The sequence below is a fragment of the Mycolicibacterium neoaurum genome (assembly GCF_036946495.1).
Taxonomy (GTDB): domain Bacteria; phylum Actinomycetota; class Actinomycetes; order Mycobacteriales; family Mycobacteriaceae; genus Mycobacterium; species Mycobacterium neoaurum_B.
The window spans coordinates 1,395,128-1,416,740 of sequence record NZ_JAQIIX010000002.1; the positions used below are offsets into that span (position 1 = coordinate 1,395,128).

24 protein-coding genes are annotated in these 21,613 nt (G+C 68.1%); 8 read left to right on the forward strand and 16 right to left on the reverse strand.

Going from position 1 to position 21,613, the window contains the following annotated elements; all coding sequences use genetic code 11:
• Positions 1-23 precede the first annotated feature (23 nt).
• Entirely contained in the window at positions 24-605 is a 582-nt protein-coding gene (locus PGN27_RS12105) for a hypothetical protein (RefSeq protein WP_335326335.1), read from the reverse strand.
• A 105-nt stretch (positions 606-710) separates the two neighbouring features.
• Entirely contained in the window at positions 711-914 is a 204-nt protein-coding gene (locus PGN27_RS12110; protein WP_006243848.1) for a cold-shock protein, read from the reverse strand.
• A 285-nt stretch (positions 915-1,199) separates the two neighbouring features.
• Here PGN27_RS12110 and PGN27_RS12115 point away from each other — a divergent pair, with 285 nt between their 5' ends.
• Positions 1,200-3,536 carry a DNA 3'-5' helicase SftH gene (locus PGN27_RS12115; protein ID WP_335326336.1) on the forward strand — a complete coding sequence of 779 codons (2,337 nt, stop codon included), beginning with the start codon at positions 1,200-1,202 and terminating at the stop codon, positions 3,534-3,536.
• 310 nt (positions 3,537-3,846) lie between these two features.
• The gene (locus tag PGN27_RS12120) at positions 3,847-4,950 is read left to right on the forward strand and encodes a PAS domain-containing protein (RefSeq protein ID WP_335326337.1); all 1,104 of its coding nucleotides are present in this window, start codon (positions 3,847-3,849) and stop codon (positions 4,948-4,950) included.
• Here the strand turns inward: PGN27_RS12120 and PGN27_RS12125 are convergent.
• Genes PGN27_RS12125 through ssd form a run of 7 tightly spaced genes read right to left on the reverse strand, consistent with a single transcriptional unit; the run spans position 4,931 to position 9,394 of the window.
• The gene (locus tag PGN27_RS12125) at positions 4,931-5,314 is read right to left on the reverse strand and encodes an Rv3654c family TadE-like protein (RefSeq protein WP_335326338.1); all 384 of its coding nucleotides are present in this window, start codon (positions 5,312-5,314) and stop codon (positions 4,931-4,933) included. The genes PGN27_RS12120 and PGN27_RS12125 overlap by 20 nt on opposite strands.
• Positions 5,283-5,579: a TadE family type IV pilus minor pilin gene (locus PGN27_RS12130; RefSeq protein WP_335326339.1), complete on the reverse strand. Its 297-nt coding sequence runs from the start codon at positions 5,577-5,579 to the stop codon at positions 5,283-5,285. Before PGN27_RS12130 ends, PGN27_RS12125 begins: the two co-directional genes overlap by 32 nt.
• Before the next feature lie 23 nt (positions 5,580-5,602).
• The gene (locus tag PGN27_RS12135; protein ID WP_335326340.1) at positions 5,603-5,806 is read right to left on the reverse strand and encodes a DUF4244 domain-containing protein; all 204 of its coding nucleotides are present in this window, start codon (positions 5,804-5,806) and stop codon (positions 5,603-5,605) included.
• A gap of 19 nt (positions 5,807-5,825) precedes the next feature.
• Positions 5,826-6,374 (reverse strand): type II secretion system F family protein, encoded by a 549-nt coding sequence (locus tag PGN27_RS12140; RefSeq protein WP_335326341.1) that lies wholly within the window; start codon positions 6,372-6,374, stop codon positions 5,826-5,828.
• On the reverse strand, positions 6,371-7,153 hold the full coding sequence (locus PGN27_RS12145; protein WP_335326342.1) for a type II secretion system F family protein: 783 nt from the start codon (positions 7,151-7,153) through the stop codon (positions 6,371-6,373). The genes PGN27_RS12140 and PGN27_RS12145 overlap by 4 nt, the downstream gene beginning before the upstream one ends.
• The gene (locus PGN27_RS12150; RefSeq protein ID WP_335326343.1) at positions 7,150-8,307 is read right to left on the reverse strand and encodes a TadA family conjugal transfer-associated ATPase; all 1,158 of its coding nucleotides are present in this window, start codon (positions 8,305-8,307) and stop codon (positions 7,150-7,152) included. Before PGN27_RS12150 ends, PGN27_RS12145 begins: the two co-directional genes overlap by 4 nt.
• Before the next feature lie 22 nt (positions 8,308-8,329).
• Complete coding sequence (gene ssd, locus PGN27_RS12155; protein ID WP_335326344.1) at positions 8,330-9,394, reverse strand: septum site-determining protein Ssd; 1,065 nt, start codon at positions 9,392-9,394, stop codon at positions 8,330-8,332.
• Positions 9,395-9,805: 411 nt separating this feature from the next.
• Here ssd and PGN27_RS12160 point away from each other — a divergent pair, with 411 nt between their 5' ends.
• The gene (locus PGN27_RS12160; protein ID WP_335326345.1) at positions 9,806-10,681 is read left to right on the forward strand and encodes an HAD-IB family hydrolase; all 876 of its coding nucleotides are present in this window, start codon (positions 9,806-9,808) and stop codon (positions 10,679-10,681) included.
• A gap of 388 nt (positions 10,682-11,069) precedes the next feature.
• On the opposite strand, the gene PGN27_RS12165 is transcribed toward PGN27_RS12160, so the two are convergent.
• Entirely contained in the window at positions 11,070-11,855 is a 786-nt protein-coding gene (locus PGN27_RS12165) for a Fic family protein (protein ID WP_335326346.1), read from the reverse strand.
• A 125-nt stretch (positions 11,856-11,980) separates the two neighbouring features.
• On the opposite strand from PGN27_RS12165, the gene acs reads away from it, so the two are divergent.
• A complete protein-coding gene (gene acs, locus PGN27_RS12170) occupies positions 11,981-13,954 on the forward strand; it encodes an acetate--CoA ligase (RefSeq protein WP_335326347.1) in 1,974 nt (657 codons plus the stop codon).
• A 14-nt stretch (positions 13,955-13,968) separates the two neighbouring features.
• Here acs and PGN27_RS12175 read toward each other — a convergent pair whose 3' ends face one another.
• A complete protein-coding gene (locus PGN27_RS12175; RefSeq protein WP_335326348.1) occupies positions 13,969-14,670 on the reverse strand; it encodes a S1 family peptidase in 702 nt (233 codons plus the stop codon).
• 112 nt (positions 14,671-14,782) lie between these two features.
• Between PGN27_RS12175 and PGN27_RS12180 the strand changes: the two genes are divergently transcribed.
• Together PGN27_RS12180 and PGN27_RS12185 are read left to right on the forward strand one after the other, a co-directional pair.
• Complete coding sequence (locus tag PGN27_RS12180; protein ID WP_335326349.1) at positions 14,783-15,286, forward strand: phage holin family protein; 504 nt, start codon at positions 14,783-14,785, stop codon at positions 15,284-15,286.
• Between the two features lie 10 nt (positions 15,287-15,296).
• Positions 15,297-16,250: an alpha/beta fold hydrolase gene (locus PGN27_RS12185; RefSeq protein ID WP_335326350.1), complete on the forward strand. Its 954-nt coding sequence runs from the start codon at positions 15,297-15,299 to the stop codon at positions 16,248-16,250.
• Here the strand turns inward: PGN27_RS12185 and marP are convergent.
• From marP to nth, 4 genes are read right to left on the reverse strand one after another with little or no spacing between them, the layout of a single operon-like run.
• Entirely contained in the window at positions 16,238-17,428 is a 1,191-nt protein-coding gene (gene marP / locus PGN27_RS12190) for an acid resistance serine protease MarP (RefSeq protein WP_335326351.1), read from the reverse strand. The genes PGN27_RS12185 and marP overlap by 13 nt on opposite strands.
• Positions 17,425-18,213 carry an NUDIX hydrolase gene (locus tag PGN27_RS12195; RefSeq protein WP_335326352.1) on the reverse strand — a complete coding sequence of 263 codons (789 nt, stop codon included), beginning with the start codon at positions 18,211-18,213 and terminating at the stop codon, positions 17,425-17,427. Before PGN27_RS12195 ends, marP begins: the two co-directional genes overlap by 4 nt.
• The gene (locus PGN27_RS12200) at positions 18,206-18,862 is read right to left on the reverse strand and encodes a TlpA family protein disulfide reductase (RefSeq protein WP_335326353.1); all 657 of its coding nucleotides are present in this window, start codon (positions 18,860-18,862) and stop codon (positions 18,206-18,208) included. The genes PGN27_RS12195 and PGN27_RS12200 overlap by 8 nt, the downstream gene beginning before the upstream one ends.
• Entirely contained in the window at positions 18,859-19,623 is a 765-nt protein-coding gene (gene nth, locus PGN27_RS12205; protein ID WP_335326354.1) for an endonuclease III, read from the reverse strand. Before nth ends, PGN27_RS12200 begins: the two co-directional genes overlap by 4 nt.
• A 105-nt stretch (positions 19,624-19,728) precedes the next feature.
• On the opposite strand from nth, the gene PGN27_RS12210 reads away from it, so the two are divergent.
• Together PGN27_RS12210 and crp are read left to right on the forward strand one after the other, a co-directional pair.
• Positions 19,729-19,968, forward strand: a complete 240-nt coding sequence (locus tag PGN27_RS12210) for a hypothetical protein (RefSeq protein ID WP_335326355.1) — start codon at positions 19,729-19,731, stop codon at positions 19,966-19,968.
• A 104-nt stretch (positions 19,969-20,072) separates the two neighbouring features.
• On the forward strand, positions 20,073-20,747 hold the full coding sequence (gene crp / locus PGN27_RS12215) for a cAMP-activated global transcriptional regulator CRP (protein ID WP_019510750.1): 675 nt from the start codon (positions 20,073-20,075) through the stop codon (positions 20,745-20,747).
• Between the two features lie 57 nt (positions 20,748-20,804).
• Here the strand turns inward: crp and PGN27_RS12220 are convergent, their stop codons facing one another.
• The gene (locus PGN27_RS12220; protein ID WP_335326356.1) at positions 20,805-21,587 is read right to left on the reverse strand and encodes an MBL fold metallo-hydrolase; all 783 of its coding nucleotides are present in this window, start codon (positions 21,585-21,587) and stop codon (positions 20,805-20,807) included.
• Positions 21,588-21,613: the final 26 nt, after the last annotated feature.

Sequence of the window (21,613 nt, forward strand, 5' to 3'; positions counted from 1 at the left end):
ACTGGCTCGCCCGCCGGATGGCCTCATATTCGCGGCCAATGTGCAAACGCTTCGGTATCGCCGGGGGGTTCCCCGACGTTCTCGACCAGGCGCGACAGCCGTCGTCGACCGCTCACCCGCAACGCCGGTCGCGATCCGCGGGTACCGATCAGGGTGGGTGCGATTCCCACCCGCATCAGCGCAGATGCCAGCGTGGCGTGGGTGTCCGGTGCATGCGGGTCCAAGCCCAGCAAGTACCTGTCGTCGGCCTCGGGGACACCGGCGGCCAGCGTCCAGGCACGCAGCGCGCGCGGACCGGGCAGCCAACTGCCCGGCACCGTCTTCACCGCGCCGCGCGTCCAGGCACCCGCGATATCGACGACGCGCGAGTCCAGCGCGGTGCGCACCAGCGGGTTGTCCTCGTCGGTGCGGGTCAGCTCGGGGGTCAGCCCGGCCTCGGCGATCATCTCGGCAAGGCCCTGGGCCCGCCACGCCCGATCGACCACCACCGACAGCCGCGCCTGCCCACCGACGGAAACCACCTGTCCCTGGGCGGCCAGCAGGCCGGTCAGGTCGGCGATGGTCGGGGGTACCGACTCCGCCGAGAAGAAGGACAGTTGGCTCACATGTTCGACACTATCCGTGGTGGCCCAGGCGACGGGGCAATGGCACGGCGCCGGATACGAAAACACCCCCGGCACGGCCGGGGGTGTCTTCGGTGTTGCGGTGGCTCAGACGGCGCGGACGCCGGTCGCCTGCGGGCCCTTGGGGCTCTGGCCGACCTCGAACTCAACCTTCTGGTTCTCCTCCAGGGTGCGGAAGCCCGACCCCTGGATCTCCGTGTAGTGGACAAAAACGTCAGCGGAGCCGTCCTCGGGGGCGATGAAGCCGAAGCCCTTCTCCGCGTTGAACCACTTCACAGTTCCCTGTGGCATCTTTCGTACTTTCCTTCTCTTACCGGGTGCGGTTCACCGACGTCCGGTGTACCGGGCCCGTTCCGACCGCTTACCAACGCGTGTGTCGTCGGAACTCGACCCGACCTACAACCCTCGCAGGAACCGCGATCGCAACGACGATCCTGCGGGTGCAAAAACACGAACACAGAAGCTGCGACCACGTTCAGTCAACCACGTTCAACGCCCCAGCGACAGTCTCGGCACGATGAAGTAGTCAACAATTCACCTGGGGATACATGCTGGTGAACACCGGAAGGGAGTGTCGTGTCTGTGCCAGGGCCGAGTACTGGGCCCGATTTCGGTCGGGACCTGCTGTCCTGCGCGGTGCGGGGCACTCCGGCCGACGAACATCCGGTCCGTCATGTCGAAGACATCCCACCCCGCCGCGGCACGAGCCTGCCCTGGCCGGCATGGGCCGAACCCGACGTGGTCGCCGCCTTCACCGCGCGCGGGGTGCATACCCCCTGGTCTCATCAGGTGGCGGCGGCCGAACTGGCCCACACCGGTCGGCACGTGGTGTTGTCCACCGGCACGGCCTCGGGCAAGTCGCTGGCCTACCAGCTGCCGATCCTGACCACGCTGGCCGAAGACCCGTTGGCCCGCGCGCTGTACCTGTCCCCCACCAAGGCGCTCGGGCACGATCAGCTGCGCGCCGCGCACGGCCTTTGTGAGGAGGTCCCTGGCCTGCGCGATGTCGCGCCGTGCGCCTACGACGGTGACGCGGGCACCGATATGCGCCGCTTCGCCCGTGAGCGGTCCCGGTGGATCTTCTCCAACCCGGACATGATCCACCTGTCGCTATTGCGCAACCACGCCCGCTGGGCGGTGTTCCTGCGCCACCTCAAGTACATCGTCGTCGACGAATGCCATTACTACCGAGGCATTTTCGGCTCGAACGTGGCCTTGGTGCTGCGCAGGCTGCTGCGGTTGTGCGCGCGATACTCCGGGTCGCCGACGGTCATCTTCGCCAGCGCCACCACCGCGGCGCCCGCCGAGACCGCCGCCCAGCTGATCGGGGAGACGGTCACGGCGGTGACCGAGGACGGCTCGCCGCACGGTGGGCGGACGGTCGCGCTGTGGGAGCCTGCACTGCTCGAGGACCTGGTCGGGGAGAATGGCGCGCCGGTACGGCGGTCGGCCGGTGCGGAATCCGCCCGGGTGATGGCCGACCTGATCGCCGAGGGAGCCCGCACCCTGACCTTCGTGCGGTCGCGGCGCGGGGCCGAACTGACCGCGCTGGCCGCCTCGGCACGGCTGGAGGAGATCGCCCCCGACCTCGCCGACCGGGTCGCCTCCTACCGGGCCGGTTATCTCTCCGAGGACCGCCGCGCGCTGGAACACGCGCTCAGCGAGGGTGAACTGCGCGGTGTCGCCACCACCAACGCGCTCGAACTCGGCGTGGACATCGCCGGGTTGGATGCGGTCGTCCTGGCCGGTTTCCCCGGCACCGTCACCTCGTTCTGGCAGCAGGCGGGTCGGTCCGGCCGACGCGGGCAGAGCGCACTGATCGTGCTGATCGCCCGGGACGATCCACTGGACACCTACCTGGTGCACCATCCACGCGCGCTGCTGGCCCGGCCGATCGAGAAGGTCGTGATCGACCCGGGCAATCCCTATGTGCTGGGTCCGCAGCTGTTGTGCGCGGCGACCGAACTGCCGCTGACCGACGCCGAGGTACGGACCTGGGATGCCGAAGAGGTCGCGCGCACACTGGTCGACGACGGATTGTTGCGTCGGCGTCCCACCGGCTGGTTCCCCGCGCCCGAGATCGACCCGCATCCGGCGGTCGATATCCGCGGTGCCTCGGGTGGGCAGATCGCGATCCTGGAGTCCGGCACCGGCCGGATCCTGGGCACCACCGGCACCGGCCAGGCTCCGGCCTCGGTACATCCCGGGGCGGTGTATCTGCACCAGGGTGAGAGCTACGTCGTGGACAGCCTGGACTTCGAGGACGGTATCGCGATCGTGCATGCCGAGGACCCCGGGTACACCACGGCCGCAAGGGAAGTCACCGATATCGCGGTCACCGGGACCGGTGAGCGCCGCACGGTCGGCCCGGTGACCGTCGGTGTCGTGCCGGTCTCGGTGTCCAACACCGTCACCGGATACCTGCGCCGCAGGCTCGATGGTGAGGTCATCGACTTCGTCGAGCTGGATATGCCGACCCGCACACTGGAGACCGTCGCGGTGATGTGCACGATCACTCCGGAAACGCTGTACGCCAACGGGATCGACCCGTTGGCCGTGCCGGGTTCACTGCACGCCGCCGAGCATGCGGCGATCGGATTGTTACCGCTGGTGGCCAGCTGCGATCGCGGCGATATCGGCGGAGTGTCCACGGCATCCGGGCCCGAAGACGGTCTGCCCACGATTTTCGTCTACGACGGATACCCGGGCGGCGCGGGATTCGCCGACCGCGGATACCGGCAGATGTACCTGTGGTGGGAAGCGACGGCCGCGGCCATCGAGGCCTGCGAGTGCCCAGCCGGGTGCCCGTCCTGTGTGCAGTCGCCGAAGTGCGGTAACGGCAACGATCCGCTGGACAAGGCCGGGGCGGTCCGCGTTCTGCGCATGGTGCTCGACGAGCTGGCGGGACGCTGACACCGCGTTGTCTCGCGACGGGAAGGCCCACCCCTCGTCGGCCATCTCGCCCTCGACCGCGTCGCCCCGCCAGCAACATCGGTCACACTTCGCGTACCGTCAAAACGGTCGGACAACGCGATCCGTTTTCAGCCCGGGCGAACCGGGTGCAGTCGGAAATTACCTCTTCAGCAGACCCCCTGCAACTCGTTTTGACGCCAGCGACAGACACGATGGCCGCCCAAATCGCGCTCCAACAGCAAGTTCCGACGAATTCCGCAGCATGAGCAAACAACCGAAAGGGGAGCGGGTGCCGGTTAAACTCACGGGCATGGACCACGACTGGCTGCTCGTGGAGACCCTGGGTGACGAACCCGCCATCGTCGCCCAGGGATCGAGGACCAAGAACCTGGTCCCGATCAGCACTTTTCTCCGCCGCAACCCCCACCTGATGGCCATCCAATCGGCCATCGGTGAGACGGTGCGCGCCGGTCACGCTCTGACCAGCATCACTCCCAAGAACGACCGCGTGATCCGCACCGAAGTGGTGCACATGTCCGACGGGGTCATCCATGGTGTGCACCTCTGGATCGGCGAACCCGGCGCCGACCCGCCGGACCGTCCGATGCCGGGACCGCTCAAATGGGATCTGACGGCCGGAATCGCCACGGACACTGTGGAATCTCTGTACAACGCGGGCCGCGACGCCAGCGTCGAGGCCACCCAGGGCCGCGCCTTCGCCGAGGACATGCCCGCCAGGGCGCTCAATCCCCAGGAATCGAAGGTGCTGTCCATGGTGATTCGGGCCAAGCCGGGCCATGTGCTGTGCAGCACCTGGAACGTCACCGATTTCCGGGGTCAGCCGATCACCGTGGGTTTCGTCGCCAGGGCGATCGCCGAGGAGCAGGATGACGGCAGCGAACGGTTGATATGCCGAGCGATGAACTGGCGCAGCGTCGCCGAGGGCCCGGTCGTGCGTCCCGATGATCTGGCGCAGCGGATCCTCAACGGCCTTGCCGCACCCGGGGTGCACCGGGCGATCGTCGACCTCAACCACTGGCGACTGCTGAAATGGCTGGACAAGCCGTGCCCATTCTTCGACTGGCGGGCCGGCGAACAGGGCGATACCGTCCTGCACCCCGGCGACGAGCGCCACGTCCTGGCCATGGCACAGGAATTCGCCGACGGGCCGACGGCCCGGGTACTGCGCCTGCCCGCCCACGGCGGCGGGTTCACCCCCGTCCACGTCACCGTGAACCGGATCGAGCTCGATGACGACACCTACGCGGCGCTGATGTCGATGCGGCTGCCCACCGATGAGGAGATCGCCGCTGCCGAGCAGGAGGCGACCGCGGCCGAGAGTGCGCAGTCCGGCACCCGCGCGGCGTTCAAATCGCTTCTGCGGCTCCGGAAGATCACCGGCCAGACGGACTGACGCCACCCTCGGCCGGCCCCGCCCTGGCCTCCGCTCGGGCGCCGCGCCCGGGTAGCACGGTGGCAGCCACGACGCTGACCGCTACATCCAGACCGTCCAGGGTGCACTCGACCACCGTCACCCGATTCGACTCGGCAACGGATTGTGCTGCCGCACAGGCACTCTGCCGACCGGCAGGCAACGATGCGGCGCCGGCGAGTGCGGCCAGGTCGGCCCCCGACTGCGCACGATGCCGCGCCACGACCACCGAGCCGAGCATCAGCACGCCGACGGTGACCGTCAGCAGCACGACCATCAGGGCGGTCGCGATCAAAGTCGCCGACCCGCCGTCCTCACCGGGACTGCTCGGCCATCGCCACCGCATCCCCGGAGATGACGATCCCTGGTAGCAGCGCCGTGACCGCGCTGACCCGCACCACGACGAACGAGCCGTCGCGCTGTGCCGAGATCGTCGACCCCTTCGGCCCGACCCGGCGCGCCGCCGAGACGCCATCGTCGCCGCGGGCGAGCAGCCGGGCCCCTTCCCGTGCGGCGTCGACACACCGGATGTGCAGGACCGTGGCGTTGATACCGGCCACACACAGCACCAGCACCGAGACCAAGGCGGCGATCGCAAAGGCCGCCTCCACCGTGACACCGCCGAACTCACCGCTCAGACACTGGTGTTGAGAGCGCGGGTGATGATGTTGGAGAGTGCAGTGACGATCGAGTCGCCGGTCACCACGGTGTAGAGGATGGCACCGAAGGCGGCCGCGGCGATGGTGCCGATCGCGTATTCGACGGTGCTCATCCCGGAGTCGTCGGTGGCGACCACCATGACGCGGGCCTGCACCCTTCGGATCATGTTCTGCAGCATGGTTACTCCTTCTCATCGGTTACAGGCCTGACATCAGGTCACCGGCCAGTCCGGCGACCACCGGGACGATTCCCAGGCAGACGAAGGCGGGCAGATAACACAGGCCAAGCGGGCCTGCGATCAACACCGAGGCGCGCTCGGCGGCGGCATCGGCAGCCGAGCCCGCGTCGATGCGCACCTGGTCGGCCAGTTCGGCGATGCCGTCGGCAAGAGCCGCACCGGAGACCGCCGAGCGGCGAGCGAGCCTGGCCAGCACCGCGCCATGCGGGTCGGCGGTAGCACCGGGATCTGCCCACGCCCGCACGGATCCGGCGCCGAGGGCAAGCAGGTCCGCCGCGCGCATCAGCTGCGTACGCAGTAACACCGGTGCCAACGGCGCAGCCGCTGCCGCCGCGGTCGCGGTCGCCATGCCCGCGGACAGGCAGGCGGCGAGGACGTCCAGACACGATGCCGCGGCCAGTGGATCGTCGGGCAGTTCCGGCGTGCAGCGCAGCGGTGACCGCCTGGTGCGGGCGGGACCGGCACCGATCAGCACCGCCGCCGCGAGCAGCACCGCAGCCAGGCTCATGCGGCCACCGCCGTGATGATGCGGTCGGACCAATACAGGCCCAGGCAGGACAATGCCACTCCGATGAGCAGGATGACGCCACCGGCCCCACCGGCGACCAAGAATTGCACCGGCTGGGCACCGATGAGCTGTCCCAGCAGGATTCCCAGTACCGGCATTCCGGCGAGCACCGCGGCGGTGGTGCGCGGTCCGGCGAGTCCGGCGTCCAATCGGAGCCGGAACCTGTCACGCTCGACGATGTCGTGTTGCGCGGCGCGCAGGAGCGTCGCGATCGCAAGACCGTGGTGGTGCGCCAACTGCCAGCACAGCGCCAGCCGACGCCATTGCGCGGGGATGGCGGAGGCTTCGGCCACCGAACTCATGCCGGTCGCGATATCGGCGCCCAGGCGCCCGTGTGCCGAGACGGTCCGCAGCCGGTCCCCGACCTGACCGCCGACCTCACCGGCGGCCGCGGTGAGGGCCGCGACGGGGTGCGCGCCGATCCGGAGCTCTCCGACCAGGACGTCCAGCGCATCCCGCAGTTGGAGCGCCTCCGCCACGGCCGACCGTCGGCGCGCCGCGCGGCGTCGCCGGTGAGTCACGGTGGCCGCAACGAGTAGGCAGGCCAGCACCACAGTCGGTTCCCACACGAGCATCGTGAGTGTGGTTGCGGGCGCAACGGCCCACAGCGGCGAGATCCGCCGTCGTCGGCGAGACCGAACCGGCCGTCCGAGTCGATGACCGGCCGGTGTCGGTGCGACGAGCAGCGCCACCGCCAGCAGGATCGCCGCGGTCGTCATCGGATGCCCGCATCGTCGAACAAGCGCCGCAATGCGTCGATCCCGTCGCCGAACCCGTACCGCAGTCGCCACGCGGTACAAGCGTCGACCCAACCGTCGTGATCGCGCTCGAGGAGCGCGATCTCGCGCACCTGCCGAATCCCTTCGCGGTCGCGACCGACATGCACGACCACTTGTATCGCGGCGGCCAGCTGACTGTGTAAAGCAGTGCGGTCCAGACCGCCCAGCCCGGCCAACGCTTCCAGCCGCGCAGGCACCTCGGCGGCACTGTTGGCATGGACGGTGCCCGCACCTCCGTCGTGACCGGTGTTCAGTGCGGTCAACAGGTCCACCACCTCGGCGCCGCGGACCTCCCCCACCACGATTCGGTCGGGTCGCATCCGCAGTGCCTGGCGAACCAGATCCCGCACCGTCACCGCTCCGACGCCCTCGACGTTGGCGCCGCGGGCGACCAGCTTCACCACGTGTGGGTGTCGCGGCGCGAGCTCGGCCGCATCCTCCACACAGACGAGACGTTCGTTGGCGGCGACGGCTCCCAGCAGCGCCGACAACAACGTGGTCTTCCCGGCGCCGGTGCCCCCGCAAACCAGGAAGGCCAGCCGTGCCGCGATGATCCCGGCCAACAGCTCCGCTGCGGGCTCGGCGATCGCTCCCGCGGCGATCAGCCCGGCCAGATCCTGGCGGGCCGGACGAAGCACCCGCAGCGAGATGCAGGTCCCCGCGGCAGCAACGGGCGGCAGCACCGCGTGCAACCGGACGGGATCGACTCCGACACAGCTCAAATGGCCATCGACCCAGGGCTGGCTGTCGTCGAGCCTGCGTCCGGCAGACAGGGCGAGACGCTGCGCGAGTCTGCGCACCGCGTCCTCGTCGGGAAAGCAGATGCCGCTGCGCCGCAACCCGTTACCGTCGTCCACCCAGACCGCGTCGGGGGCGGTGACAAGGACATCGGTGGTACCCGGTGCGCGCAACAACGGATCGAGCAGGCCGGCGCCGGTGAGCTCGGTAGCCAAACTTCGCATGCTGCTCAGCACTTCGGTGTCACCGAGCAGCCCACCGGATTCCGCGCGGATTGCCTGAGCGACCACTTCCGGCCGTAGCGCGGCCCCGTCATGGGCGAGACGTTCCCTTACCCGCTCGATCAGATCGCTCATCTTTTCGCTCCGTACGCGCCGCTCATGATCCTGCTCCCACCGGTTGTCTGCGCAGCACCTGCAACACCCGCGCGGCGGCGGTGGCCAACGGCGACCGGGCGGCGAGCCGGAGTCCCCCGCGCTCCAGCGCGCCGGCCAGTCCGGGTTGCGGACGCATGGCGGCCAGCAGCGGCAGACCGATTCCGTCGGCCAGGTCCACCGCCCGCAGTCCCCCGGGTGCCGGCCCACGCACCACGAGCCCGAGATTCGGATTGACCGCGCGAACCCACCGGGTGAGCGCACCGGTGGCGGCCGCGGCGCGCACATCGGCCGGCGCGATCACCACCACGAGATCGGCTGTGCAAACAGCGGTTTCGGTCACCGGCGTCGCCTGCCGGGGGATATCACATACCACCGTGACCCCCGCCCGGCGACCGGCGTCGACCACCGCAGAGATGGGCCCCGCCCCGATCTCCGCACCGCTGCGCCCGCCGGACAGCACCGTCACCGCCCGCGATGTCGGCAGCGCACCGCGCAGCGCGTCGAAACTCAGTCTGCCCGCCCGCACCGCGAGATCCGGCCACCGCAGACCGGGCACCCCCTCGGTGCCCATCGCCAGATCTATGCCTCCACCCCACGGATCCGCGTCCACAAGCAGTGCCGAATCCGCCGATTGCGCCACGGCAGTGGCGAACAGCGAGGCACCCGCGCCACCACACCCGCCGATGACGGCCAGCACACCACCGTTGCGACCGCCCGGCCCAGGATCTGCCGCCGCCGCACCCAACGCGCCGACGAGCTCCTCGTCCTGGTCGGGAAGTTTGAAGAAGTGTTGCGCGCCAACGGCTGCCGCACGTTGCCACTCCCACACCCCGGCATCGTCCACGCCGACCATCAGCACGCGATCCCGTCGGGGCAGGTCCAGCTCCGCCAGCCGGTGGGCCGACTCGGCGTCGAGAACCACCGCCCGGGCGCCGAGCCAGGCCGCCCGCCCGGACGGCCGTTCGGCATGCACCACCGGAAGGCCGGCGGCGGCGGCAACCCGGTCGACCTCCTCGCGCAGGGACCTGCCCTCGACCACGGCCAGCAGGGTTGCGTTCGACGTCACCTCATCAGCCTCTGGGTACCGACCGGACCACGCCAGTACCGCGCCCACATCTGTGGATGAACCGGCGATTGTGGATAGACCAAAAGACTGAAAACGGCGTTCCGCAACCTTGCGGAAGGTCTCGACGTCAAGGAGTGGACGAAAAAAGTCCGGAAAAAGGGACGACCCCCGCCAGGGGGGGAGGAGGCGGAGGTCGTCGTGTATCAGCCCCGGGGGGTCGGGCTGATCCACACTCGGCTAAGGCCGAGTGATTGCCACTATACACACGGATTCGCCGCGCAGTGCAAGTAGCCGACCACTGAATTCGCAGGTTGTGTCGAAAATCCTGCAGTTTGCGACAGGTGTCGTGAGCTGTCACTTTCCCAGCATTGGGAAAGTAGTGCCGCGGTGCGGGCGCCTATGCTGTGACCTGTGACGGTACCCGATGGTTCTACCGATTTTGCCACCGCGCCCGATCCCGCAGTACAGGACGGTCAGCCAGTTCGCACCGCGGCATTCTTCGACCTCGACAAGACGGTCATCGCCAAATCCAGCACCCTGGCATTCAGCAAACCCTTTTTCGACCAGGGACTATTGAACAGGCGCGCAGTACTCAAGTCCTCGTACGCCCAATTCCTGTTCCTGATGTCCGGTGCGGACCACGACCAGATGGACCGGATGCGCACCTACCTCACCGATATGTGCACCGGCTGGGACGTGGAGCAGGTGCGATCCGTGGTCGGCGAGACGCTGCATGAGATCGTCGACCCGCTGGTCTTCGACGAGGCGGCCAACCTGATCGCCGACCACAAGCTGTGCGGGCGCGATGTCGTCGTGGTGTCGGCATCAGGCGAAGAGATCGTGGCACCGATCGCCGCGGCCTTGGGTGCGACCCACGCGATGGCCACCCGGATGGTCGTCGAGGACGGCAAGTACACCGGGGAGGTGGGCTTCTACTGCTTCGGCGAGGGCAAGGCCGAGGCCATCCGGGAGCTGGCCGCACGCGAGGGCTACGCACTGGAGCACTGCTACGCGTACTCGGACTCGATCACCGATCTGCCGATGCTGGAGGCGGTCGGACACCCCTCGGTGGTCAATCCCGATCGCGCACTGCGCAAGGAGGCCGGCCAACGCGGTTGGCCGGTGCTGGCGTTCACCCGGCCGGTATCGCTGCGCGACCGACTCCCGGCACCCTCCGGCGCTGCGGTGGCAACCACCGTCGCGGTGGGACTGAGCGCGCTGGCAGGCGGGGCGCTGACCTACTCGCTGCTCCGGAAGTTGTTGCCGCCCACCACTACCCGTCGGTAGCTGAGAGCATCCTCATAACGACCGAGATTCACCCCCGTTTGATACTTGATGTGACCGCAGTCACGTAGTACAAAGGAGTGCACGGAGCTCGACAAGGCCAAGGCCACACCGGAAGAGAAGGTGTGATCTCCCGAGTCGACACTCCTAGCACGGATCACCGGAACCCACGCGGAGCTCAAGCCGCGATACAGGCAGAAGCGTTGTGGGCCTGCGGAATTACGAAAAGCGAATGACGTGACAACCCCTTGGGTGGGGTTGCACCCATAGCGCAGCGTGAGAACGCCGAGGCCACCCACACAACCCACCTCAGCACGCTTGGTAACCGGAATCCGTGCTAGCGGGCGACGAGCCGTGACCGACGCAAGTGGGTCACGGACCGTCGCCCGCTTCATTTGCTGGGCTGGTCCCGCGCGGCCTCGGCGATGGCCAGGGCCTCCCGCGCCCCGGCATGCAGAGCCTGATTGCTCAACACCAGCCAGGCACCCAGTCCGTTCGGCGTGCCCGAGGCGAAGCCACGCGCGGCGGCCCGATAGTTCCCGGACTGCTTCATCCAGAACATCTCCGGCACACCGAGTCCGTGCGGATCCAGCCCGCTGGACATCGTGATCAGCCGTGACACCGCGCGCGCCACCACACCGTCGGCCGAACCGAAGGGCTCCAGGGTCAACAGTTCACCGTGTGCGACAGCGGCCAACACAAAGGCGGGTACCGACGTGCCGCCGGTCACCAGCTCGGCCAGCATCTCCAGCCGCGGACCCACCTCCGGCGCCGAGCGCGGCCTACCCAACCGGTCGTCGTCGACCAGGTCCGCCGCCGCCAGCGAGTGCAATCGCGCCAGCGCCTGCAGCGGCGCCCGCTGCCACACCTGGGTCAGCGCAGTCGCACCACCTTCCAACGCCTCGGACACCCGCAACGCCCCGGCCAGCACCGGATCGGGTTCGCCGGACTCGGACAGGTTCAACGAGCCGCCATCGAGCACCGAACTCGCGCGTGCCGCACGCAGCGCTGCCTCAGCCGCGGTCTGGGGCCAGCCGCGCAGATTGGTGCGGTGTCGATGCGCCCGGCCGAGCGCCTCGCGGGCCTCGTCACCGGCGGCGGCGACACCTTCCAGCGCTACCAGTGGAGCGAGTGGATCGGTGTTCCTCGGCTCGTTGCGCGAACGCTCGTCGGTCATCCGGACAACGCTAGCCGACCGCTGAGCCTGCAATCCTCGACGTTCGGCGCAGTTCGACAGCCGTCCGCAGCGCGTCTTGTGACGCTCCAACGCCGCTGCAACCTTCGGTGACTACGCTCACATCCATGAGCGAGACCACAGCGACGCAGACCGGCGTGCCCTCAGCCTATCCCCCGCCCGCCGAGTTCGCGGCCAATGCCAACGCCACGAGCGATCTCTACGATCAGGCCGAGGCCGACCGACTGGCGTTCTGGGCCACCCAGGCCGACCGACTGTCCTGGGGTACCCCGTTCACCGAGGTACTGGACTGGTCGAACGCGCCGTTCGCCAAGTGGTTCGTCGGCGGCAAGCTCAACGTCGCCTACAACTGTGTGGACCGACACGTCGAGGCCGGCAACGGTGACCGGGTCGCCATCCATTGGGAGGGTGAGCCGGTCGGCGACGCGCGCACCATCACCTACGCCCAGCTCCAGGACGAGGTCAACCAGGCCGCCAACACGCTGGCCGAGCTGGGTTTGACCGCCGGCGACCGGGTGGCCATCTACATGCCGATGGTGCCCGAGGCGATCATCGCGATGCTCGCCTGCGCGCGACTGGGCGCTATGCATTCGGTCGTGTTCGCCGGCTTCTCCGCCTCGGCGCTCAAGGCCCGCATTGAGGATGCCCAGGCCAAGATCGTCATCACCTCCGACGGCCAGTACCGCCGCGGCAAGGCCGCGCCGCTGAAGGCTGGTGTCGACGAGGCACTGGACGGACTCGGCTCCGACAGCCCCGTCGAGCACGTTCTCGTGGTGCGCCGCACCGGAATCGACACGCCGTGGACCGAGGGCCGCGACCTGTGGTGGGACGAAACGGTGCCCAAGGCATCGGTCGAACACACGCCCGAGTTCTTCGACTCCGAGCACCCGCTGTTCCTGCTGTACACCTCCGGCACCACCGGCAAGCCCAAGGGCATCGTGCACACCTCGGGCGGTTACCTGACCCAGGCGTCCTACACCCACTCGGTCGTCTTCGATCTCAAGCCCGAGACCGATGTCTATTGGTGCACAGCCGATATCGGCTGGGTGACCGGCCACACCTATATCGTGTACGGACCGCTGTCCAACGGCGCCACCCAGGTGGTCTACGAGGGCACCCCAGCGTCCCCCGATGAGCACCGCCACTTCCAGGTCATCGAAAAATACCGTGTCTCAATCTATTACACCGCTCCCACGGTGGTCCGGACGTTCATGAAGTGGGGCCGCGAACTCGCCTTCGAACACGACCTGTCCAGCATCCGCCTGTTGGGCTCGGTCGGCGAACCGATCAACCCCGAGGCGTGGCGGTGGTACCGGCTGGTCTTCGGCGCTGACAAGACCCCGATCGTGGACACCTGGTGGCAGACCGAGACCGGCGCCATCATGATCTCCCCGCTGCCAGGGGTAACCCACTGCAAGCCCGGTTCGGCGATGACACCGCTGCCCGGCATCTCGGCCAAGATCGTTGACGATGACGGCAACGATCTGAGCCCCGCCGTCGACGGCGCCGAGCAGACGACCGGCTACCTGGTGCTGGACAAGCCGTGGCCGTCGATGCTGCGCGGCATCTGGGGCGACGACGAACGGTTCAAGGAAACCTACTGGTCGCGTTTCGCCGAGCAGGGCTGGTACTTCGCAGGCGACGGCGCACGCTACGGCAGCGACGGTGAGATCTGGGTGCTCGGCCGTATCGACGATGTGATGAACGTATCGGGACACCGGATCTCGACCGCCGAGGTCGAGTCCGCACTCGTCGGGCACGCCGGGGTGGCCGAGGCCGCCGTCGTCGGTGCCACCGACGAGCACACCGGCCAGGGCATCTGCGCGTTCGTCATCCTCAAGAGCCATGCCGCCGAGCTGTCCCACGAGCAGATGGTCGACGAACTGCGCGCCGAGGTCTCCAAGGAGATCTCCCCGATCGCCAAGCCGCGCGAGATCCATGTCGTCCCGGAACTGCCGAAGACCCGAAGCGGCAAGATCATGCGCCGACTGCTGCGCGATGTGGCCGAGGGCCGCGAACTCGGTGACACCTCGACCCTGGTGGACCCCAGCGTCTTCGAGGCCATCCGCGCCAGCAAGTAGCCGCCGGCAATCGGTCAGGCGATCGGCACGAAGCCGGCGCCTGGCCGATTCTTGGTGGTGATGTCGGTGAGCACCGAGGACATCGACATGGTGACCGCCGGGGTGTGCAGCGGGATGTACTGCGTCACGCACGTCGGCAGGTCCTCGGTGAACGCGCCGTGGATCATGCCGACGAGTCTGTTGTTGACTGTCACCGGCGCCCCGGAATCACCGGGCTGGCCGCAGACCTGGTTGAGGATGGTGCCGGGATCCTGGCCGGGGCCCCATGTCACGCCGCACGAGTAGCCGGTGGTGCGGCCCAGCTTGCAGGCCACCTCACCGAACGACGGGTCCGGCCCGAGACCGTCGATGCGGAAACCCTTGACCGTGTTCACCGGTTGCACCCGCTGCGGGTCGAATTCGATGACCGCATAGTCCAGGTTGTCGTTACCGGCGACCATGACGCCGAGCGTTCCCGCCGTCGGCACGCCTTCGGCGGCGACCACCGCGCCTGGCCCGCCGCAGTGCGCCGAGGTGAACCCGATCAATTTTCCGGCCGAGTCATGGCCGATGGCGGTGAGCGTGCAGTAGGCGTGACCGTCGATGACGATTCCCGATCCGCCGCCGAGCGGTACCGGGCCGTCGGCGTGGGCCACCGGGCTCAGCGCAACCGCCAACGGCGCCAGGACCGCGAGCGAAACAGTGCGCGCAATGGACTGCCAGCGGTGTCTCAACATCTCCCCGTTCCTCGGCTGGCCGCCATTCTATGTGGCGAAGCCGCCACCTCCTCGGACTGGAGCCCTCTCCCCGTCGCTTCGCTCGCCCTGGAACATGGCAACATAGCCTCCTATGAGCACCAGCGACCGCAAGAACGGTGTGCCCGCCACTGTGACGTCGATTCCGCTCGTCGACCCGCACGCACCCAAGGCCGACCCGTCCATCGGAGATCTGGTCAAGGATGCGACCGCGCAGGTGTCCACCCTGGTGCGCGCCGAGGTGGAGCTCGCCAAGGCCGAGATCACCCGCGATGTGAAGAAAGGGCTCACCGGCAGCCTGTTCTTCATCGCGGCGCTGGTCGTGCTGTTCTACTCGACCTTCTTCCTCTTCTTCTTCATCGCCGAGCTGCTGGATACCTGGTTGTGGCGCTGGGCAGCCTTCCTGATCGTCTTCGGCGTCATGGTGTTGGTCACCATCGCGCTGGCGCTGCTCGGCTACCTGAAGGTCCGGCGCATCCGCGGGCCGCGCGAAACCATCGCCTCGGTCAAGGAGACCAAGGAGGCGCTGACGCCGGGCTCCGACAAGCCCGCCGAGGCCGCCAAGCCGGCCATCACCACCGACCCCTCCGGCTGGTAGCCGCTTCGCCATGCAGGCGCGGCCGGACCCGTCGGTGGTGCGCATCGATGGGCCGTGGCGCCATTTTCAGGTTCACGCCAACGGTATTCGCTTCCACGTCGTGGAGGCCGAGGATGCGTCGGGGAACAGCGGGCGTTCCGATCGTCACCTCGTGATCCTGTTGCACGGTTTCGGTTCGTTCTGGTGGTCGTGGCGCCACCAACTGCACGCTCACAGCGACCATCGGGTCGTCGCCGTCGACCTGCGCGGTTACGGTGACAGCGACAAACCGCCGCGCGGTTACGACGGCTGGACGCTGGCCGGGGACACCGCGGGTCTGGTTCGTGCACTAGGACACAACTCGGCCACCCTGGTCGGCCATGCCGACGGTGGTCTGGTCTGCTGGGCGACGGCTCTGTTGCACCCGCGGATGGTCGACGCCGTCGCACTGATCAGCTCACCGCACCCGGTCGCATTGCGCTCGTCGGTATTGGCCGACGCCGCCCAGCGCCGTGCGCTGCTGCCCTGGCTGCTGCGCTACCAATTGCCGCGCTGGCCGGAACACAAGCTCACCCGACACAATGCCGTGGAGCTGGAACGGCTGATCCGTGACCGTGCCGGCCACGGCTGGGTCGGCACCGAGGACTTCGCGGTCACCATGCGCCATCTGCGACAGGCGATCCAGATCCCCGGGGCCGTCCACTCGACGCTGGAGTATCAACGTTGGGCGGTGCGCAGCCAGATCCGCGGCGAGGGACGCCGGTTCATGCGTTCGATGGCCCAGCCGATCGATGTTCCGCTTGTGCACCTGCGCGGCGCGGCCGACCCCTACGTTCTGGCCGATCCGGTCCGCCGGTCACGGCCGTACGCACCCGATGGGCGATTCGAACCCATCGAGGGCGCGGGGCATTTCGCACACGAGGAGAGTCCGCGGGCGGTCAACACCGCGCTCGCCGACTTCCTGGGCGCGGTCTACCCGGCCTGACCGATGCAGACGCCGGTCGGCACCGGCGCGGTGTTGCCCACCTGCATGCGCTGGGGCAGCACCTGCTCGGCGGTCAACACGAAACCGGTGTCGGCGTCGTCGACGGCCGCGCCGAAGACGACGCCGAGGACCTTGCCGTCCTTGTCGACCATCGGGCCACCCGAATTGCCCTGCTTCACCGTGCCGCGGATGGTGTACACCGTGCGGTTCACCGTCGTCGAGTTGTAGATGTCGGGCCCGTTGAGTTCGATCGTCTCGCGCACCCGCGCCGGGGTTGCCGTGAAATCGCCGCCGCCGGGATAACCCATGACGATGGCGTCGGTACTCGGCGCGGCCTCGGAATCGTCGAAAACCAACGGCACCGAAGGCAGTTCCGGCACCGCGAGGATCGAGATGTCCTGGTTCGGGTCGTAGGAGACCACGGTGGCGTCGTAGGTCTCACCGTTGACCTCGACGGTGACCGTCTCGGCGCCGGCGACCACATGGGCATTGGACATCACCCGGTTGGGCGCGATGACGAATCCGCTGCCCTCCAACACCTTCTGGCAGCTCGGCGCGACACCGCGAATCTTGACCACACTGCCGCGGACGGACTGCACCACCGGCGATGTCGCCAGCGCCGCATCGGGCGCGTCGACCGCAACGACCGGCGTGCGACTGAAAGGCTCCAGCACCGCGGGAAGACCGGAGGTGTCCAATAATCCGGCCAACCGGGCGGGCACCTTCTGCAACCATTCCGGCGCCAGGTTGTTGACCTCGGTGAGCACCTTGGAACCGCGCACCGCACCGGCCAGGGTGGGCTGGCTGGTCAGCGGTGAGGCCAGCAGCCAGGCCGCGATCAGCACGGTGACCAACTGCAACGCCGACCCGATGATCGAATCGATGAAGCGCAACACCGGGTTGCGCAGCGCACCGCGCACGGCCCGGCCCAGCACCACACCGGCGATCTCGCCGATCACGACCAACGCGAGGATCAGGAAGAGGGTGGCGAACAGCTTGGTCCGGGGACCGTCGATATTGCCGACCAGGTGGGGCGCCAGCAGCACGCCGGCGACCGCGCCCAGGACGACACCTATGAAGGACAACAGCGATCCGAGCGCGCCGGAGCGCCAGCCGGACACCGCGGCCACGAAAGCGACGGCAAGGATTGCGAGGTCAAGCCACTGTGCGGGAGTCATCGTTGGGCTTCACCGTACTGGCTTGGCGACGACACCTTGGCCATTGCCTCCTCCAGTTCGCGCACGTCGTCGGTATTCCATGGTTCTGCCCATCCCGCGACATCCAACAGCGCCGAGATCACCTGACCGGTGAAGCCCCACACCAGCATCTGGTTGAGCAGGAAGGCCGGACCGGCGAAACGGCTGGTATTGGCCTGGCGGTACACCATCAACCGGTTCTCCGGATTGATGAACGCCCGCAGCGGAACCCGCGCCACGATGGCGGCTTCGGCCGGATCCACCACGCCCACCGGACCGGGGTCCGGTGAGTAGGCCAGCACCGGGACCACATGAAACCCCGTCGGAGGAATGAACATCCGATCCAGGACGGCCAGTGGCGTCAACCGAGTGGTGTCCACCCCGGTCTCCTCACGCGCCTCGCGCAGCGCCGTCGCCACCGGGCCGTCGTCCTCGGGGTCGGATACGCCACCCGGGAAAGCGGCCTGCCCGGAGTGATTACGCAGGGAGGATGCGCGGACGGTGACCAAAAGGTCGGTTTCCGGCGGCGGGCCGCCGAAATTGTCGCGCGGCGGGCCGCCGGAAGGCGCGTCGGCGGGGCCGGAGAACAGCACGAGGACGGCGGCATCGCGTTTGGTCCCGGCCCGCGTCGCGGCGGCATTGGCGGTGTTGATCGCGGCCAGCACGTCGGCGGGGGTGCGGTTTCGGTAGGCGTCGGGCACGGCGGCGACATTGTCGAGCAACGGACGCAACCAGCCCGGCGCGGCGTCCGGGGAGAGCTCAGCCAACGGGCACCCCTATCAACGGATCCACCGCCGCGGCGATCTCGTCGACGTCGGCGAACGGCCGCGGCAGAATCTCGGCCACGCTACCGTCCGCACGCAGCACCACGGTGGCAGGCATCACATTGGGCACCTTGAGTGCCGCGGCGACCAACCGACGGCCATCCTGCAGCGTCGGCAACCGCACCCCGAGCTCGGCCAACCGCAACAGACCGGCGGATTCGTTCTCGTCCTGATGCACGGTCAGCACCAGCACCCGCGCACCCATCCGGCGCTGATATTCCTGCAGGGCGGGCAGTTCGTCGGCGCACGGGCCACACCAGTAGGCCCACAGGTTGAGCACCACCGGACGGCCGGCCAGCGCCGCCGCGACCTCGACGGATGTGCCGTCGCCCGCGCATTCCAGCACGATCCCGCGCAGCGGCTCGGGTCCGTCGCCGGTACCTACCGGACAGGGCGGCAGATCCGCCCGCTGCCTCGGCCCGACCAGCGCCTCGGGGGTGTCGGCTGCCCGGTGGTCACGGGCGGCGGGGACTTCGGATGCCACGGATCCGGTGGGACCGGGTTCGGTGACGCCCAACTCCCGCCACAGCGCGTATCCCAGCGCGACGAAAACGATAAGGACCGCGACGGTCCACCGGGCCGAACGGCTCACAACCCGGCCAGCGCCAGCAGATGGTCGGTCTCCGGCCCCTTGACCAGCGCCGCCGCGGTCGCCTTGTCGGTGGGACCCGCGCCGAAGGACGGGCAGTCCTTGGCCAGCACGCACACCCCGCATGCCGGTCGTCTCGCGTGGCAGACACGGCGACCGTGAAAAATCACCCGGTGGCTGAGCAGCGTCCACTCGCGCCGTTCGATCAACTCGCCGACGGCGTGCTCTACCTTCACCGGATCTTCCTCGGCGGTCCATCGCCAGCGCCGCACCAACCGGCCGAAGTGGGTGTCGACCGTGATCCCCGGAATGTCGAATGCGTTGCCGAGCACCACGTTGGCGGTCTTGCGACCGATACCCGGCAGCGTCACCAGTTCTGCCAGTGTGTGCGGTACCTCGCCGTCGAAACGCGCCTCCAACTCGGTGCCCAGATTGATCAGCGAGGTGGCCTTGTTCCGGTAGAAACCGGTCGGCCGGATCAGTTCTTCGAGTTCGGTGCGGTCGGCCTGTGCGTAGTCCAGTGCGCTGCGGTACCGCGCGAACAACGCCGGTGTCGTCAGGTTGACCCGCTTGTCGGTGCATTGCGCCGACAGGATCGTCGCGACCGTCAGTTCCAACGGGTTCGTGAAATCCAGCTCGCAGTAGACGTGCGGGAAGGCCACCGCCAGCGTTCGATTCATCCGGCGCGCGCGGCGCACCAGGCCCAGGTGGGTCTCTCGATCCCAGGCGGCCTGCGATTTGCTCCGGGCGGTGCTGGCGGTCACCCGATCAAGGGTACTGACGGTGCCTCTGACGTGGCCTGACGGGCCGGTGCCGACCGGTGACAAAACGTGATCCCACCGAGATGTTCAGCGTGTTTACTCTTCGATGTGTCGTGGTTGCTGGTGTGCTTCATCCCGGGGTTGCTCATGCTGGCGACCTTCGGGCTCGAGCGGCTGGAATCCGGCCTCGAGCGGGAGACGGCGGCCGTTCGGCGTCGCGACGTCCGAGAGCGCACCCAACCGATCCGTCAGGTGCCGCTGGAATACGCCGGATTGCCGACTCGCCCAGCACCTGCGCGGCGGGCCAATCCGCAGTTTCCGGCGACCCGCCAGGCCAATCGTGTGTAGCGTTGGCTCGTCGCCGACATGCCAACCACTAGACTGAATTCGCTAACCAGCTAGTCGGTTGGCCTGTGCATGTCATATCACTGGATGAGCTTAAGAGGGGCAACGTGGACGAGATCCTGGCCAGGGCCGGAATCTTCCAAGGGGTAGAACCCACCGCGGTCGCTGCGCTGACCAAACAGCTGCAGCCCGTCGACTTTCCGCGCGGACATACCGTGTTCGCCGAGGGCGAGCCCGGTGACCGGCTTTACATCATCACCTCCGGCAAGGTGAAGATCGGCCGACGTTCCCCCGATGGCCGGGAGAATCTGCTGACGATCATGGGCCCGTCGGACATGTTCGGCGAGCTGTCGATCTTCGACCCGGGACCCCGGACCTCCAGCGCCACGACCATCACCGAGGTGCGCGCGGTCTCGATGGACCGTGAGGCGCTGCGTGCCTGGATCGCCGATCGCCCGGAGATCGCCGAGCAGCTGTTGCGCGTGCTGGCCCGCCGCCTGCGGCGTACCAACAACAACCTCGCGGATCTGATCTTCACCGACGTGCCCGGCCGGGTGGCCAAGCAGCTGCTGCAGCTGGCTCAGCGGTTCGGCACCCAGGAAGGCGGCGCGCTGCGCGTCACCCATGACCTCACCCAGGAGGAGATCGCCCAGCTGGTCGGCGCCTCCCGCGAGACCGTGAACAAGGCCCTCGCCGATTTCGCCCACCGCGGGTGGATCCGGTTGGAGGGCAAGAGCGTTCTGATCAGCGACAGCGAGCGCCTGGCGCGCCGCGCGCGGTAGTTCTTCACCCGATTTCGGCGCGGTTTCGTTCGCTCAGCGGGCGTTTCCGCGCCGAAATCACTGTCTGAGGTAGTCCAGCTGCGCCTGCGTCGACTTCTCCGCGGCGGGCCACAGCTTCTCGTCGACATCGGTGTAGACATGCTCGACGATCTGCTTGGCCGTGGCGTCCTCCCCCAACTCGCGCAGCGCCGCCCGGACCTGATCGAGTCGATCATGGCGATGGGCCAGGTATTGCGCCGACACCTCGGCCAGGTTCCCCAGATCGGGTCCGTGCCCAGGGAGCACATGCAGCGGTCCCAACCCCTGCAACCGATGCAGCGAATCCAGGTACGCGCCAAGGCTGCCGTCCTCGTCGTCGATGACGGTGGTGCCACGGCCCAGCACGGTGTCGGCGGTCAGCACCGCACCCTCGACCAGGAAAGACAGCGAATCGCTGGTGTGCCCCGGTGTCGCCATGACGGTGATACGCGTCCCCGCGGCATCGATGACCTCACCGTCGGACAGCGGCCCACCGAGTCCACGCAGGAAACCGCTGCCGATGGCGCGGACCACGGCGCCGGTGCGGTCGACCAGCTTGTCGATGCCATCGGTGTGGTCACCGTGCTTGTGGCTAATCAGCACCAGTGAGATCGTGCCGAGCGCGGCGATCCGGTCGATGTGCTCGTCGTCATCGGGTCCCGGGTCGACGATCACCAGCTCGTCGCTACCAGGCCCGCGCAACACCCAGGTGTTGGTGCCTTCCAGCGTCATCATCCCGGGGTTGTTGCACAGCAGTACCGAGGCCGACACGGTGTCGGTCTGCCAGACCGGCCTCAGCTCGCCGTACGCGGGATGCTGCAACTACGCGACCTCTCAGTCATGCTCGG

What these genes read in the sequence shown, in the direction of transcription:
- PGN27_RS12110 (WP_006243848.1), bottom strand. Translation starts at nt 914, where the DNA reads ATGCCACAGGGAACTGTGAAGTGGTTCAACGCGGAGAAGGGCTTCGGC.
- PGN27_RS12120 (WP_335326337.1), top strand. Translation starts at nt 3,847, where the DNA reads ATGGACCACGACTGGCTGCTCGTGGAGACCCTGGGTGACGAACCCGCC.
- PGN27_RS12125 (WP_335326338.1), bottom strand. Translation starts at nt 5,314, where the DNA reads ATGCGGTGGCGATGGCCGAGCAGTCCCGGTGAGGACGGCGGGTCGGCG.
- PGN27_RS12135 (WP_335326340.1), bottom strand. Translation starts at nt 5,806, where the DNA reads ATGCTGCAGAACATGATCCGAAGGGTGCAGGCCCGCGTCATGGTGGTC.
- PGN27_RS12140 (WP_335326341.1), bottom strand. Translation starts at nt 6,374, where the DNA reads ATGAGCCTGGCTGCGGTGCTGCTCGCGGCGGCGGTGCTGATCGGTGCC.
- PGN27_RS12145 (WP_335326342.1), bottom strand. Translation starts at nt 7,153, where the DNA reads ATGACGACCGCGGCGATCCTGCTGGCGGTGGCGCTGCTCGTCGCACCG.
- PGN27_RS12150 (WP_335326343.1), bottom strand. Translation starts at nt 8,307, where the DNA reads ATGAGCGATCTGATCGAGCGGGTAAGGGAACGTCTCGCCCATGACGGG.
- PGN27_RS12165 (WP_335326346.1), bottom strand. Translation starts at nt 11,855, where the DNA reads ATGACCGACGAGCGTTCGCGCAACGAGCCGAGGAACACCGATCCACTC.
- acs (WP_335326347.1), top strand. Translation starts at nt 11,981, where the DNA reads ATGAGCGAGACCACAGCGACGCAGACCGGCGTGCCCTCAGCCTATCCC.
- PGN27_RS12175 (WP_335326348.1), bottom strand. Translation starts at nt 14,670, where the DNA reads ATGTTGAGACACCGCTGGCAGTCCATTGCGCGCACTGTTTCGCTCGCG.
- PGN27_RS12180 (WP_335326349.1), top strand. Translation starts at nt 14,783, where the DNA reads ATGAGCACCAGCGACCGCAAGAACGGTGTGCCCGCCACTGTGACGTCG.
- PGN27_RS12185 (WP_335326350.1), top strand. Translation starts at nt 15,297, where the DNA reads ATGCAGGCGCGGCCGGACCCGTCGGTGGTGCGCATCGATGGGCCGTGG.
- marP (WP_335326351.1), bottom strand. Translation starts at nt 17,428, where the DNA reads ATGACTCCCGCACAGTGGCTTGACCTCGCAATCCTTGCCGTCGCTTTC.